This is a genomic window from Paenibacillus jamilae (genome assembly GCF_050482105.1).
GTDB lineage: Bacteria > Bacillota > Bacilli > Paenibacillales > Paenibacillaceae > Paenibacillus > Paenibacillus jamilae_B.
In genome coordinates this window covers 46,014-59,948 of sequence record NZ_JBCNHI010000014.1, presented here as the reverse complement: position 1 = coordinate 59,948, position 13,935 = coordinate 46,014, and the positions used below count along the sequence as shown (strand labels likewise).

Here is a 13,935-nt window from a genome sequence, read left to right as displayed (position 1 = left end):
ATACCGCTTGGTTGATTCTGTAAATATCCTGATGACCTTACGCTACTAAGCGTTCTACCCAGTCCCAAGTACCTTGACTTGTTACTTTTATTTTATCTCCTACAACAAAAAGACCGTATTTATCGTCCCTAACTATAATTTCTTTGCGCTCATTATTTTCGAACTCGCAGGTTATATAGAATGTTTTTGAAGACGATCCTTCAGTCCAATCTACACGCTTATCAACCACCTCACCTATACGTTCTATTTTCGGTTGTTTACGATTATTGCTTGCAATCCGAGAACCCCCTATAATTGCTGAAAGAATAAGTCCCACGACTACAAGTACAAGAATCCAAAAGACCATCTATAATCCTCCTAAGTATTCATTCGTTGGTAATTATGATATCGGATTTTCAACTATTTATTTTGATATCCAATGAAAACTAATAGAAAAATACCCCACCAGCGTATGCCAGCAGGGTATCACCGATGCTTTCGGATTGCACAACGGTGCTTCCGTATGTGTTGTTATCAGTATAATTAGTTTGGGTGATTTTGTAAATATATATAGAAAAAATCTCCTAGGCCTGATAGACTATATCAAAAACATTGTAATCTATGGATATTAAAAAGGTTGATTATTTGAGAAAGGAACTGCAAACATGAACGGTTTATCACTTACTACAATAGTTGGAATTTTTGGCGCTGTTGTTGGAGGAGCTTTAGGTATTTATTTCAGTTCGTATACTGATGTAGTATGGCTAAGTTACATTATAAGATTGTCACTCGCTGCCCTGTTCGGCTCTCTTTTTTCTTTTCTTGGTTGGTACCTAAACAAAGAGGGTTTTTTAGTTAACATATTTCAACTTATAAATTTATTAGTAGGGCTATTATTATTCTATTTATTATTTTGTGTAGTTTCTTTTATTGTGTTGTCTTTTACACCTTTCTCTAAAGAACTTATAAATATTTATGGAACCTATGCTCCAATTCCCTTGTCCTTTCTAGCAATAATAATATATATAAAAAAGAAAAAAATTAGCTTCAAAAAGTCGTATGATACAACAGAAGACGATATATATTATTAAAAAAGCTGCCCTACCAGCAAAAGCGGTAGGGTATTTGCTTTACCTTACTCCGTAGTTACAGGCATTTGAACAGCTTCTAACGGCGCTGAAATAGGCCCAGGTTCAGATTGCACCTGAGCAGGAACAGTATTGGCTACCTCTGCCGTAGCCTGAGCCAAGAAATCATTAAGCTTTGCAGCCAGACCAGATACAGCTTCCTTAGCTGCTACCTGTGCTGCCTCCTCGTTTGGCTGTGCTTCAGTAGCGAGTACTGCTTTTGTTTTGGTCTTATACTCCAGATATGCCTTTTCGATAGCCGCTTGTAACTCCGTAGGCGATACCACAATTCCTTGTTCCGTCAGTCTCAAGGATGCATACTGTAAAGCCTCTTGCATCTTACGAACACCGCCTACATCTTTGAACGTAGTCTGAGCAAGTGCGAATGCCTCTCCTGCTACTTTATGGATTACCTCTCGCTGTGCGTCTGTTGTACGCGCCTCTAACCACACGTTAACCTTAGTCTTGAGTTTGTTTAGACCTCCTAAAACAAACGCTGTAAGTACACCCGCAGCGGCTGTGACAATGGTATTTACGTAAGGTTGTACATTTTCAATAATGGTTTGTGTTTGCATGATTATTTATCCCCTTTCGTTTTCAACGATGCGATTTTATTTTTTGAATCCCAGGACACTACAGCGCCGTATGCCTCCGCAACGGGTCTAAGCTGCACGTATGCCACTCCTTCGACCAGTTGGATAAATTGCAGCTTGGCTCCATTTAAATAAGCGACCTTGAGACTGGTGTCCCAATGACACGATAAGCCCAACACAGTAGCAAGCACACGCAGCGGAACATACGTCCTGCCACTAAAGAGCAGCGTCTTCCCTACCTGTTTGCCATTTACGATGAACGTACCGGACGTGACTGTCTCCGGCTGCTCAGGGCGCTTTGTGAAACGTTCACGCAGCTCGTCCGCCGTACCATTGTACTCGTTAAGATCCACTGGCCCAGCAACGCCATTGACCCGCATTTTTCCGTTCGGTAGCGTCCCGCCATACTGACCATCGGAGTATTGCCAAAAGTCCCAACGTGTCCAGCCGGATGCATCTGCTGGGGCCTTTGTGGCGTGGTACCGTGCAATCCATAGTGGATAACCGAATAGCCCCAAAAAATTCCCAATAAATGATGGGTACGTGTAAATAATCGGACGCACTCCAGTAAGGCGCTCCACTTCCTCCAGAAACGCCTTAGCGACCGCTGTAATCGCCGTTTTGCTAAGGTTGGACTTATTGGACTCATAATCCATAACAGGCGGTAAATCAAACGTGGACACGCTTCCAGCGTCCTTGATAGCAGAAACAAAGTTTGCTGCCTCTTGTCGGGCCATCTCTGGTGTTGTAGCAGAGTCGTCAACGTAATGGTATGCGCCTACCAGTAGGCCAGCGGCCTTCGCATCCTTCACAAATTTAAGAAATGTTTTGGAGCGAAATGACTTGCCTTGCGTTGCCTTTATAAAAACGAACGATATGCCGTCAGCAGCTACTTTTTTAAAATTTATGTCGCCCTGGTGATGGGACACGTCGATCCCCTGCGCGTTACCTTTTTTTCGTGCTTGCAAAATAATTCCCCCTATACAGCAGGCTTCTGCTGGTCTTTGTCTTCCGGATTTTGCTCTGGCATATTTGGATTTTTAGGAGCTTGTGAACGTGACTCAAAAATTTTAACCGCATTCCTGAGTACATCTGGCATCGGAACACCCATGCGACCTACATTTTCTATAATGGACAACAACTCGTTCGCCAAATAGAAAAAGATCACTGCGTCCTGAAAATAATGTAGGTTGCCCAACGCCACATCTATGAAATGCGCCACCACCACGATCAAGAAAATGACTACCTTACGCGCTATGCCGTGATACCCTATCCGGCTGCGTAACTCCCCTCGAATCCATGCAGCAATCCATCCGGTCAACCAGTCCGCAATCACTAAAATAAAAAGCAAATGTATCATGACACTCCACTCTCCAAGCAGGTAGCCGGCTATCGCTCCAAACCCCGCCGCCGCTCCCTTAAAAATGTGTGTTAATCTGTCGTCCATGACTTCCCCCGTCCTCTCAAATAAATATGCCCCCAACCACTCTGAGGGCATAAAAATAGCGCATCCCATTGGATACGCTGCTTAGACATTTTGCGATGTTGCTAATATCGCTTTTTGCTCATCTTCACTAATAAATTTTGGAGTGTATGAAATTAGCCGTTGTTCATCGACCTTTTTCATAGTCCACATGTTCAATAAGAACCCATACATAAGGCTTCACCCCCTCCCGTTAGGATTTATTTGTAACATCCATAAGAGCAAGCATAGCGGCTTCTGTGCTGTCCTGGCGCGTCCTTAACTCGCTTACTTGATCTGACAGTGGCGCTTGATGTTCGGGCTTTGTCTCTCCAGTATCCACATAAACAAACTCCATCTTGCCAGTGTCCGGGTTAACGATATAGGACTTTGCACGTTGGAAGTCTTCGAGGTATTGCTGGTATGTGAGTTGCAGCACTTCAACCTGTGCAGGGTCGAATCCCTTGAGTTGCGGATAAAAACCCATATCATCCTCTTTGGTTGTTTCACGCGCAAAGTCGCTTTCGATTTCAGGTGTGATGAAAACCACCTCGCCGCTTGTTTTTCTCCAATAAACCTTAGAACCGATTTTCATGATGATCTTCCTTTCGTTTTTTATTCGTATGCAAACCACTCGAAAGCTTCGATCACAGCTATAGAGCCGCCGCCTGCATAGTCACGTATCTCAGTGCTGTTAATCGTAGCGGAAAACCCGCCGGGAGATTGAGAGATGCTATATATACTAATACGATTTTGAAACCTACCGTAAAGAGTCACATCATTATCGTATGGTATTCCAGCCATCGCAATACCTTCAATGTACAAATTCCCGTACGTATCTTTTAACCTTAACCGAATGAACACCCTTGTCGGCAAGAAGTTCATGGTATTAACGCCTACATTCATACTCGCGCCTGTAGTTGTGCTTGGAGATGTTGCCGACTGACCGTTGAATGTCCCTTTAGCCCATCTTTTGACAGGGAGGTTCGTTATCGCCGCCGCTAACTGTGCCCCGGTCATACCTGAGTTGGCGGTACCGCCTTTACCAGTGATCGCGTTAGCGACATTTGTTTTTACGTCACTGGCAGATTGCTTTAAACTGTTTAGGTCTCCACCTTGCCACCCAACATTGCCCTCTTCAATCCACAAACCATTACCGAAGTTCCAGTCAGTTGCATCCGGTGTATTAGATGGGGATATATACACTCGTCCATTGTCTGACATATGCATAACCCACGACTTTATTCCCGGTCTTTTCAGAATCAATGGAACCGGGGTTGTAAATACTATAGAGTCGTCTGTAAAAGCGTTTTGTCCCGTTCGTACAATCTGCGTCCACGCTCTCCAATCAGTGTCATTAAACCCTACGCGCCAGAACGTTCGACTTGGATTGTCGTGTGTGTAGTACACTTGTACCCTCGCTCCTGCTCCTGCGAAAACCGAAAGTTTGCCATAGGAGTATGAATTAGCTGGGTAATTACTGTACCCAGTCCATGAAGCGAGGCTGACGGTGTAACTGCCTGACGATGTGGCAGTATTCCAGTCGGCTGGCACATTACCCCTTTCTTTGTATATGCCTGTAGTTGCGGCATTGAAAGCAGTGGTTAAGGCGCGTGAAGTTGGCGCTGTGGTGACGGAATTACTTGTGTAGGTGTTGTCTAGCTGTACAATACCTTTTTGGGTCGTACTGGCATCCGGCACTTTCACCCCCAAGATTGCTGCGTCCGTGTACTCCTTTGATTCTTTCAAGGCGTCCGCTACATCTTGCGGAGTAGCATAGATAATTGAATCGTCCACAACCACCGTCACCTGAGCTGTATTGCTTACAGTCAGTTCAAAGTTAAAGAGCTTTTTTAGAACGGCGGAAGTGTTCTGAGCATCTATATATTCCGCCCCTTCGCCTGAGTTGGCATAGGCGTACAGGATCTCTCCCAAGTCTGGATCTGTTGCCCACAATCCTACCTCGCGAAAGAAAAAGCCGGAGGCAACGCCCTGGTTGCTAAACTCGAATCCAGGCACCACAACGTTTTCAGATTGGATTTTTAAGCGACTTACCGGGAAGGAAATTTTTTCGGAGATAAGCGCCTTTAATGCAACAGGCATTTGCCCAGCTAACTTCCCGTCTCCCGCTGAAAATTTCGTATACGTAATCTTGGTCAACCCAGCTTCTGCCTTTGCCAGCAGATTCCGACCGCGATTAGTTATTTGGATACCATCAAACGCCAATTTAATTCACCTGCCTTAAATTGATGAGGTCCACTTGTTGTGTACCTACACCGTAGTAATGAGTCCCCCTTGCCGAATCCAAGACAACAACGCGGCGCAGGTGGGCGCTTTTCCTTTTAACAGACTCGACCACCTCAATAAACTGCTGCGCCTGTTCTTCGGTAGCCTTTGGATTGGACACAACCACCTGAAAATATCCAGGATCGTCACCGTACTCCCACCACTCCTCTACCTTTCCATAGCCGAATATAGTGGTCACCAAGTCTTCCACAGCGCTCGGCGTCCCTTTTCGTCGATGGAGGGGGATAGACTGACGTACAAGCTCCCTGCGCTGCTCAAGAGGTAATGTAGGGTCATAGTAGTCTACATGGAACTGCCAAGCCAATTCGTCGGTTTCTTCGTCTGTCCAGTCAGTACGACCGAACAAATCAACACGCTGAATCTTCGCTGTTAGCTCGTCCATCTTTACATCAAGAGCCATCGCCGCATCCTGTACTTGCTTATCAGTCCGTAAGTTATCAGGCAGCAGGTCCAACAAGCTTAATTCCGACAGTTTAATCATCAACCAGCCCCCCGAAAGTCATTGTAACCGTGCCTTCCTTGGCAACCTGATTCGACCCAAGATTCAGGAATATAGGCGATTTAATATCTACCCGTGAAGCTCCAGCCGCAACAAGCATATGTGTTAGCTGAGATGGGTTTATGTCTCGGCCTAATCGCGACTTTTGCCATAGCTTGTACTCGGATAAAGCGGCCTCTACTGCCTTTTGAATACTTGTTACGTCTGTTGCCCTTGATTTACGAATATAGTAGGTCAAATCAATATCGTAACTGACTTCTGTAGGAGCTTGAACGGTAACCTTATCTGTTAGAGGTCGCCGCTTTCTGTCATCTAGCACTGCAAATACCTCGTCCAATACGGTTTGTGACGGAATAACTCCGCCAGCAAGCAATACGGTAACAACTACCTGCATAGGACCTGGAGAATCCACATGTACATCTGCTATTGATGCACTTGCGGTTTTGGCCCAATATTCATACGCACCATCTGGACCAGCTACACTAAAAGACTCTGGAGCAATGTGAATTCGCTCGCGGTATGGGTCATTGTCCTCCACGGCAGCTCCACCCGATGTTTCGGTTAAGTTCGTAACGGACGCTACATATGGCAGTGGGTCAATTAACGTTGTGAGTTGACCTGCAATATAACCATTCCCTTCCGGACCGGACACATTGCATTCTGCTGGCACTGTTACCACAACATCACCAATCGGGACAGATACCGCTTCTTTCGTCGAAAAGTAAATAGTACCGTCACCCTCAGTCGGACCTATTCGGATCCCCGCAGGGATAATCTGAACGTTTGTAAGGGGAGTCGATAACGTAAACTGGATCATAGTCACCGCAAAATCAGCGTCCAGACGTGAAGTTTCATAAAAGGCCCCTAAATGATCTAGTACGGCACCACGTGCGTACCTCAGTAATTGCCCCTTAGAGACCTGATTCAGCTTAACTTCTTGCTGAACCATTTTGTATGCTATTGCATTTATGAAAGTGCGAAGCGGATCGGCTGGAGCAAGCTGTCGTTTTGCAATTGATTCGTACAGCATAATAAGCGAATCCTGCATTGCCTTAACATCCGCTTGGACAAAATCAATATCCGGTAGTTCAGCCAGCGTAGTCATCTGCATTCACCTCCTGTTCATCGAAGTAAATGACTGGGATTAAGCGCCCATTGTCAGGGTCGTCCTGAGGATTAACAAACTGTACTTCCTGTATTAATATTCTCGGCTCATATTCCCCTACGAGCTCATAAATTTGCGATGTAATAAGAGCTTTTGCGACCTCTGTGGGTTCGTCCAATGCTCCCGGATCAAATCCAAACTGTCGATTTAAAACAACTGATCCTCTCCATGTTGTGAGCAGCATGAATAGATTCTGTCGCAATTCTTCCTCTTTGGTAGCTGGTGCAAAATCAATTGGGCGAGTCCCGGATAACGTAAGGTTGTACTGGCTCATTTAACATACTCCTTTAGCGTAATGTTAATGGTCCCAGCTAATAGGTTCCCCCGGTTGTCCACGTAACTCCAAGCCTGCTCAAGCCCTGTTATAACCCACAGACCGACACCCAACTTTTTACCGCCAATTGTCAGCGCTCCGGCCTTACCCTTCCGGTCCCATTCCACAAGTTTTTCCATTTCTTTGCGGGGATTGGTGCCGTGCCAAGCGGCAAAGTACATCGTAAATGTCACGGTGTCCAGTCCAGGACCAAGAAACTGCGATTTAGGTTTCCTGAGCATTATTTCATGGTCCGCCCATCGGCTGGCACTAGATCGGGTAAGCTCGCGGAACGTGCGTATAACCTTTGGTGTGACTACAAAAGGGATATCTCCATAACTGCCTATCTTAGCTGCCACAATCAGCCCCCTCCAATCTCCTGATTAAGTACGTCAAGCTTGCCTACAATCGTGACATTGCTGTTCATGCGGACCTTTGGTGAATCGACAGTGAATGATTTACCGCTTATTTGCACGGTATCGGCATTGACATTCACGCTCTTGGCCTGAATAGTTACGGATTCCCCATTTATCTGTACAGATTCGGCTTTGATACTCACAGTCTTGGCCTGTACGTTCACAGCTCCTACCGCATTGATCTCAATAGAGCCAGTGTTCTTATCAAAGTACGCATAGCTGCCATCCTCAAAATAGATGCCACGCTGGGACTGATCGGCAGGCATATCATAACTACCGTCATAAATAGCCCCAAGACAAAATCCATCCGTCCGCCCGTTTCCACGGAAAACGCACAGAACATTATCGCCCGGTTCAGGCATCGCGTTTGATAGCCCCCAGCCTGTCCCGGTTGTTAAAAGAGGAAGCTCTGGTGAAACCATATTATCCATGTCGGGGAAGACTACCCGGACCATTCCAGTGTCAGTGTCAACGCTGGAGACAACCCCGATCCTTACTAATTCATCTGCCGCCATGTCACCACCCCAGCACTTTCCTGATTTCTAAATTTGTTGTGTATCCAGAACTACCGACTGCGTGAGTGGCAGAAACGATAATGTACTTACCGTCAAACCTGCCAAACCCTTTTATAGTAATCGTCATCCCAGCTGCAAGGCCGACATTACCCATAAGAGACAAAGTAGCTTTACCAGCCTCTTTATTCTTTTCACGCAGGTTCTTACGGGCCGCGTTTAGAGCTTCCGCCTGTGAACCAACGCTCTGAGACACCTTTAAGATTGGCCCATCTTTAGGAGCGCCAGGAGGACGATAAAACACCTTAATCGGCTTGGGCTGCTCCGGTTTCTCTTTCTTCTTTTTCGAATCCTTAGAAGTAGATCCATCTGTAGTTGCGGCAGCCTTGGTTTTGTCCGTATCGTCCTTTGTTTCATCCTTCTTATCGTCTTTTTTCTTAGACGACTTCTTTTTGGCTACTGCTGGCTGATAGCAGACCTCGCATCCTGCATATGCTACGTCTTGAGTGGAGAATGAAAAGCCGTAACTGATAATGTCCGACACGTCGCGTTCTATGATCAGCGCTGGCGGTTTTTGCTCATAAACGTATTCATCAAACAGGACAAGCCTTTTGCCTGTTACCTTTAGCGCTATGCCTTCCTGTTTACACAGATCATTTAAAAAAGCCAAGTCAGACACATCGGTCTGGTCTTGGCGGTCATATTTCGGATTGTTATGAGCCTCGTACATTAGTGTAAAGCCCGCACGCTTGGCGATTTCAGCAGCAATAGACTTGAGTGTCACCGACTCCCAAGCCTTCGTTTTCTTTTCCTGCCGTACATTCGTTGTGACAGGAAGCGATACCGCCTTAATACTGACGGTATCGAGTGGCCCAGCAAAGTCAATCGAATCTACCTCGAACGTGCCACAATTAAGCCGCTTAATCTCCCCGGGTTTATCCCACCCGATCGTCTTTATATAGGCAGTTATCCTGTCTCCAGCGCTCGGTGACCAAGGGCCTGACCATTTACGGTCCTTATCCTCCAGGTTAATCTGCAAATCATCCAACGTACCCGGCTCCGCATCGGTATAAGTAAAATCCAACAAATAACCGGACAACTCTTTTGTTATGTCCTTACCGTTGTAATTAACAACTACCTGGGCACGCCTTGCATTAATGATATTGTTCATTGTCACACCTTCCAGGGCGGCAAATCAGATGCAGTTTCCTCAACCACAGAAACGTCTGGCAATTGAAGGATTGTCCCTGCTGAAAAAACAGAAACGTCGATGTAGTCCAAATTAAGGTTCATAATCTGGATCATCAACGTTTCATCACCGAACACTTTATAGGCAATCATGTCCCAGGTATCGCCCTGGATTGTTGTATAAGTCATCATAAGCTCGTCCTCGCATCCTGCCGTTTCATGGCCTGATACTGCTGCCGGAAGGTCGGCTGTGTCGCCTGAATGGCCTGCTGTACCACTTCTTTATCCGCGTTTCCTTGAATCGTAATGTCAAACTGCAATACGATGGAATCCCCGCCGTTATTATTAGTGGTATACCCCATCATCCGGTTTGTTTTCTCCAACAGGTTCATGCTCCGCTGCTTGTTATTCAACGGAATTACGGCTTCGGTCCCTGCCTCACCTGCGATGGACGGTCCTGTAGTAAATCCACCTTTAGCGAGCATAGGCAGGTGTGGTATGTCCATGCCCCCAATAGTTTTGCCACCTAGAGCATCCGGCATTGTGAAACTAAAACCATTGATTTTATCGATAGCCGAATTTATTACACCGATAATACTGTTGAATGCGGCCTTTATTGCTCCTGTTATCCCTTCCCATATACCTACTACGATTTGCTTGATGCCATCCCAAGCCAATGACCAATTACCTGTAAATACTCCTGTCAAAAAGTCAATTACACCGCCCAATACATCAATAATCCCTCCGATAATCGGTTTGAGAATATTAATCGCACTTGTGACAACTGTAGTGATAACGGGCCACGCCCATTTGAATATAGTCACCAAACTGTTTATGACTGGAGCAATGCCAGTATTGTATATCGCCATTAACAAGCCACCTATTTTCCCGAACAAAGCCCCGATTTTAGGCAACCATGCAGCTAATACCGAGCTGACTTGCGGTAACAAAGTCTTTGTTAAATACCCAAAGACTGACGAAAATACGGGTCCTAGTTTTGAAGAAATGGAGGAGGCCAATTTAACAACTAAAGGAATTATTGCACTAAATGCCTGCTTTCCCATCTTCATTAGTGGGGCAAGCAAAGCGGTTACGGAACGTATTGCTGGCCCAATTCCAGAAACAATAGAATCTATTACAGGTGCAATATTTTTTTGTAACTCACTCACATTATCAACCATAGCTCCAAAATCAAAAGACTCCTCGAAGGTAAAAGCTTCTTTAAAATAGTTTGTAATGTCACTCAAAGCTGGTCGTACACTCTTAACAAAATCATCAATCTTCCCTTTAATTTTATCGAATGCATCCACGAAACCGTTTGATATCTTGATGGCCTGATCGGGACTGAATCCAATGGACTGCAACCCTTTATTAATATCCTGCACACCGCTGATATCCCCGTTAGCCATTAGGGCATTTGTCAGTAGGCTTCCAGCGCCTTTGACGATATTTTTAACAGCAGCTAATTTATCAAATACGTCAGACAAGGCTCCCGAAAACTTATATGCCTTGTCTTCCCCGACTCCCAAGCTGATTAAGAATTTACTTATGCCAGTTGCAGCAGACATATCCCCTGTGCCAGCCATCGAATTAGCAAACAAACCTCCTACATTCTGCAAGGCTTTAATAAAAGGCTGCATAGCTTGCATCCCTTGCTTGAAATAACCCTTTATTTTAGGAATAGCCATTTCCAACCCTTTACCAAACTTAGTAACCGCGGGTAATGCAAGATCACTGAGCGGATATACAAATTCGGTTAGCAATTGCCGCCCTATGGATCGGAAAGCATAGCTTAGGGAGGAATATTTTATTTTCTGAATTTCTTGCATTGTATCTTTTGTTTTATCAAAAGCATTTTTCGTTCGCAAAATAGCCTGTATCGTTGATTTTTCTAAATCCTCACCCTGCGTACCAAACAAATTCAGCAAGGCTGTATTCTGCTTTATGGGGTCCTTAACTTTGTTTAGTGCATCTCGGACCTGAAAATAAGCTTGCCGTGCCACATCTCCGCCAGAAGCAAACTTCTTCTGCATTTTATCTGCATTTAATCCAAGTATCTTATAAGCTTCGATAGTTGTTTTGGAACCATCTTTTGACCTAATGCCAAACTCCTTAATCGCGTCCAAAAAAATGTTCGCGTAGGTTCGCTACTACCCACACCGCCGTTATCGACTGCTGCATGTTTCCATGCAGTTCAGACTATATCTTCATTCAGGCAACAAAAAAAGGAGCCTGAATGCTCCCCGTTTCGAGCGCCAAACGCTTGCGCCCTACGCCTTTCGGCTAGTCGTTGAAGGTCCTGAATCATTATAAAATCTGTTGAGGATAGCCGTAAAAGTCACATTGTCGGTTATATCCTCCCTATAGAGTCTAAAACCAGCTGTGCTTTTGTATCTACCATCGGTTGCCTTGATCATATTGGAATATGTTATCTTCTTTTTCCTCATATGCTCTATATGATCTTTTAGGTCTAACCAAGAATTAAACTTGGAGATTTCCCCCGTTATTAAATCCTCGGCGAAACAATCAACATTTTTAGCCATCGGATGGTTTTTCCCAACTCTATGATCTTCTATAATGACAGGTTCACGTACGCCTGACTCATATTTACGTTGTATGTCGTCAAATACATCTTTTGGGGTTACATCATGTCTGAAAAATTTGAACCCTTTGTAGGTAACATGGCCATAGTCTTGGCGCATGACGCCAAGAGTCACACTTCTGTTTAATTCCAAACCAAGTCCAGAAAAATACTTCCGCATCTCATAAAAAGATTTAAATGCATTAATTTCGCCAGTTTCGCATTCTAAAGAGAAACATCGCTCAATGACAGCTGATTTATTTTTCAGCCCTTGAAACCTTCCTTTATTAGAAGTTCCTATTTTGCACTTGGTTTCGGCGGTATGCATTTTACCGAACATTGGATGATTTTCTCCAGAAATGAGATGTCCCTTATGATATTTAGGATTAGCCTTGCCTACCCAATGTCCGGCTTTTTTCTTAGACTTACTTATCTTTAAACGCGTTGACTCAGGGAAAACAACTCCGTTCATGCCGTCACCGCCCAGTGTAGCATTGTACCCATGATTTCCTTTAGCGTGAGCAAAAGTTTTAAGTTCGAGGATGTATTTTTTCTCTTTTTCCTTCGCCTCTTCATGACTGTCTGCAACATCTAGCAGTTTGACTGAAAAATTAGATTCCCCATACTTTCGAATTGCCCTGCAAAGATATCTATTACTCCCTGAATTAGCTTCCTTTACATGGATAGCAAAACGCTTTTCATATCCCTTTGATGTATATCCAACATACTGTTTACCGTTTAACGAATTCTCGATAACGTAAATGTCAAACAACACGATCGCCTCTTTTCAGTTTCCCTGCTGATTGCCTTTTTCCTATTATATCATGTCAACTTTATTAAAATCTTTAATAGGAAAGTCAGGTTTTCCAGCAAAAAGAGGAGTTTATAGTGAGCAACTCGCAGGAAACCCACTTTATCCAGGTTGAATGCCCCTGCGTCCAAGCCATTTTTAAAGCTGTTGAACATATCCTCCGCGCCCAAACCTATCGTTTTGTAATAAACCGAATATTCATTTGCCGAGTCCAGCAATTCTCCCGATTTATCCAGCCCCTTTTGCTTACCTTGGGCGAGTAGATTGAAGGCTTCGGTATTGCTCAAACTTTTAAATTGCTTCGTCATGGTCTGCACAGCTTTATTCGTTTCCGGGATATCATCCTTAAACACATCCCGAAAAACAATTGCATTCTTCGTTGCTTTTTCAAGCGCAGGTCCTGTAAGTTGCAAAACCTGTCGCGTGTTCTCCATGGCACTTCCTAGGTCGTTCCAATCTTCCCCGAGATTCTGATTATATAAATTTCGGGCCTCTTTTTTGATAGCTTGCATATCCTTAACACTTGTTCCTGTAGCGGCTTGGTACTGGTTAAATGATTCTTGTTGGTCTGCAATTGCACTACCAATGTTGTTGATAGTTCCAGTGACCGAATCCAAAATAGCCATAGCACCGGAAACCTCTGCTACTTTGCGAAAAGTGCGCCCAAAAGAAGAAGCGGCGCTGCTCAGTTTCCCGAACGCGCCGCCTGCCTTTTTGGTTTGATCTGCAAGATCTTCAACTTCACGCCGTGCCCGATCTGGGCCACGTGAGTTTTGTAGTTCTCGTAATTGACGTTGTAAATCTTCGACCTGAGAATTGGCCTGATCAAAAGCACGCCTATACCTTTGATCGACCTGAGCAATGAGGTTCATTGCTACATCATATTCACGGGACATTAAATCACCGCCCTACGCGCCCTCTACGTCCGTTAGGAGCTTTGTTTTTGCGTTTCTTCTCTGCTTCTTCCATCTGCTTTTGCATT

Annotated in this window: 17 protein-coding genes; 1 reads left to right on the top strand and 16 read right to left on the bottom strand. The window is 44.7% G+C overall.

Annotation, left to right across the window (positions count from 1 at the left end; genetic code table 11):
• Nucleotides 1-37: 37 nt before the first annotated feature.
• A complete protein-coding gene (locus tag ABEW32_RS11435; protein WP_430187774.1) occupies nt 38-346 on the bottom strand; it encodes a DUF2500 family protein in 309 nt (102 codons plus the stop codon).
• Between the two features lie 298 nt (nt 347-644).
• Between ABEW32_RS11435 and ABEW32_RS11430 the strand changes: the two genes are divergently transcribed.
• The gene (locus ABEW32_RS11430) at nt 645-1,070 is read left to right on the top strand and encodes a hypothetical protein (protein ID WP_430187772.1); all 426 of its coding nucleotides are present in this window, start codon (nt 645-647) and stop codon (nt 1,068-1,070) included.
• A gap of 44 nt (nt 1,071-1,114) precedes the next feature.
• On the opposite strand, the gene ABEW32_RS11425 is transcribed toward ABEW32_RS11430, so the two are convergent.
• From ABEW32_RS11425 to ABEW32_RS11355, 15 genes are all read right to left on the bottom strand, one after another.
• Nucleotides 1,115-1,681: a phage holin, LLH family gene (locus ABEW32_RS11425; protein WP_430187770.1), complete on the bottom strand. Its 567-nt coding sequence runs from the start codon at nt 1,679-1,681 to the stop codon at nt 1,115-1,117.
• 2 nt (nt 1,682-1,683) lie between these two features.
• The gene (locus tag ABEW32_RS11420) at nt 1,684-2,667 is read right to left on the bottom strand and encodes a GH25 family lysozyme (RefSeq protein ID WP_430187767.1); all 984 of its coding nucleotides are present in this window, start codon (nt 2,665-2,667) and stop codon (nt 1,684-1,686) included.
• Nucleotides 2,668-2,678: 11 nt separating this feature from the next.
• A complete protein-coding gene (locus ABEW32_RS11415) occupies nt 2,679-3,146 on the bottom strand; it encodes a phage holin family protein (RefSeq protein WP_430187765.1) in 468 nt (155 codons plus the stop codon).
• Between the two features lie 229 nt (nt 3,147-3,375).
• The gene (locus ABEW32_RS11410; protein ID WP_081275963.1) at nt 3,376-3,756 is read right to left on the bottom strand and encodes a hypothetical protein; all 381 of its coding nucleotides are present in this window, start codon (nt 3,754-3,756) and stop codon (nt 3,376-3,378) included.
• A gap of 20 nt (nt 3,757-3,776) precedes the next feature.
• Nucleotides 3,777-5,387 (bottom strand): phage tail-collar fiber domain-containing protein, encoded by a 1,611-nt coding sequence (locus ABEW32_RS11405; RefSeq protein ID WP_430187762.1) that lies wholly within the window; start codon nt 5,385-5,387, stop codon nt 3,777-3,779.
• Between the two features lies 1 nt (nt 5,388).
• Nucleotides 5,389-5,949 carry a phage tail protein I gene (locus ABEW32_RS11400; protein ID WP_430187760.1) on the bottom strand — a complete coding sequence of 187 codons (561 nt, stop codon included), beginning with the start codon at nt 5,947-5,949 and terminating at the stop codon, nt 5,389-5,391.
• On the bottom strand, nt 5,942-7,072 hold the full coding sequence (locus ABEW32_RS11395) for a baseplate assembly protein (RefSeq protein WP_430187757.1): 1,131 nt from the start codon (nt 7,070-7,072) through the stop codon (nt 5,942-5,944). The genes ABEW32_RS11400 and ABEW32_RS11395 overlap by 8 nt, the downstream gene beginning before the upstream one ends.
• Nucleotides 7,056-7,406, bottom strand: coding sequence for a GPW/gp25 family protein (locus ABEW32_RS11390; RefSeq protein WP_430187754.1), 351 nt, complete (start codon nt 7,404-7,406; stop codon nt 7,056-7,058). The genes ABEW32_RS11395 and ABEW32_RS11390 overlap by 17 nt, the downstream gene beginning before the upstream one ends.
• Entirely contained in the window at nt 7,403-7,804 is a 402-nt protein-coding gene (locus tag ABEW32_RS11385) for a phage tail protein (protein WP_064963709.1), read from the bottom strand. The genes ABEW32_RS11390 and ABEW32_RS11385 overlap by 4 nt, the downstream gene beginning before the upstream one ends.
• Before the next feature lie 2 nt (nt 7,805-7,806).
• On the bottom strand, nt 7,807-8,376 hold the full coding sequence (locus tag ABEW32_RS11380) for a phage baseplate assembly protein V (protein ID WP_430187751.1): 570 nt from the start codon (nt 8,374-8,376) through the stop codon (nt 7,807-7,809).
• A gap of 1 nt (nt 8,377) precedes the next feature.
• Nucleotides 8,378-9,544: a phage late control D family protein gene (locus ABEW32_RS11375; RefSeq protein ID WP_430187749.1), complete on the bottom strand. Its 1,167-nt coding sequence runs from the start codon at nt 9,542-9,544 to the stop codon at nt 8,378-8,380.
• Nucleotides 9,545-9,546: 2 nt separating this feature from the next.
• Nucleotides 9,547-9,753 (bottom strand): tail protein X, encoded by a 207-nt coding sequence (locus ABEW32_RS11370; protein ID WP_430187746.1) that lies wholly within the window; start codon nt 9,751-9,753, stop codon nt 9,547-9,549.
• Nucleotides 9,750-11,687, bottom strand: coding sequence for a phage tail protein (locus tag ABEW32_RS11365; protein WP_430187743.1), 1,938 nt, complete (start codon nt 11,685-11,687; stop codon nt 9,750-9,752). The genes ABEW32_RS11370 and ABEW32_RS11365 overlap by 4 nt, the downstream gene beginning before the upstream one ends.
• Nucleotides 11,688-11,831: 144 nt before the next feature.
• Complete coding sequence (locus ABEW32_RS11360; RefSeq protein WP_430187741.1) at nt 11,832-12,914, bottom strand: GIY-YIG nuclease family protein; 1,083 nt, start codon at nt 12,912-12,914, stop codon at nt 11,832-11,834.
• Nucleotides 12,915-12,964: 50 nt separating this feature from the next.
• A complete protein-coding gene (locus ABEW32_RS11355; protein WP_430187738.1) occupies nt 12,965-13,849 on the bottom strand; it encodes a phage tail tape measure protein in 885 nt (294 codons plus the stop codon).
• Between the last annotated feature and the right edge of the window lie 86 nt (nt 13,850-13,935).

Bases quoted from the DNA above. Each gene is read 5' to 3' on its own strand.
- ABEW32_RS11435 (WP_430187774.1), bottom strand. From the start codon at position 346: ATGGTCTTTTGGATTCTTGTACTTGTAGTCGTGGGACTTATTCTTTCA.
- ABEW32_RS11430 (WP_430187772.1), top strand. From the start codon at position 645: ATGAACGGTTTATCACTTACTACAATAGTTGGAATTTTTGGCGCTGTT.
- ABEW32_RS11425 (WP_430187770.1), bottom strand. From the start codon at position 1,681: ATGCAAACACAAACCATTATTGAAAATGTACAACCTTACGTAAATACC.
- ABEW32_RS11415 (WP_430187765.1), bottom strand. From the start codon at position 3,146: ATGGACGACAGATTAACACACATTTTTAAGGGAGCGGCGGCGGGGTTT.
- ABEW32_RS11410 (WP_081275963.1), bottom strand. From the start codon at position 3,756: ATGAAAATCGGTTCTAAGGTTTATTGGAGAAAAACAAGCGGCGAGGTG.
- ABEW32_RS11400 (WP_430187760.1), bottom strand. From the start codon at position 5,949: ATGATTAAACTGTCGGAATTAAGCTTGTTGGACCTGCTGCCTGATAAC.
- ABEW32_RS11395 (WP_430187757.1), bottom strand. From the start codon at position 7,072: ATGACTACGCTGGCTGAACTACCGGATATTGATTTTGTCCAAGCGGAT.
- ABEW32_RS11390 (WP_430187754.1), bottom strand. From the start codon at position 7,406: ATGAGCCAGTACAACCTTACGTTATCCGGGACTCGCCCAATTGATTTT.
- ABEW32_RS11380 (WP_430187751.1), bottom strand. From the start codon at position 8,376: ATGGCGGCAGATGAATTAGTAAGGATCGGGGTTGTCTCCAGCGTTGAC.
- ABEW32_RS11375 (WP_430187749.1), bottom strand. From the start codon at position 9,544: ATGAACAATATCATTAATGCAAGGCGTGCCCAGGTAGTTGTTAATTAC.
- ABEW32_RS11370 (WP_430187746.1), bottom strand. From the start codon at position 9,753: ATGATGACTTATACAACAATCCAGGGCGATACCTGGGACATGATTGCC.
- ABEW32_RS11355 (WP_430187738.1), bottom strand. From the start codon at position 13,849: ATGTCCCGTGAATATGATGTAGCAATGAACCTCATTGCTCAGGTCGAT.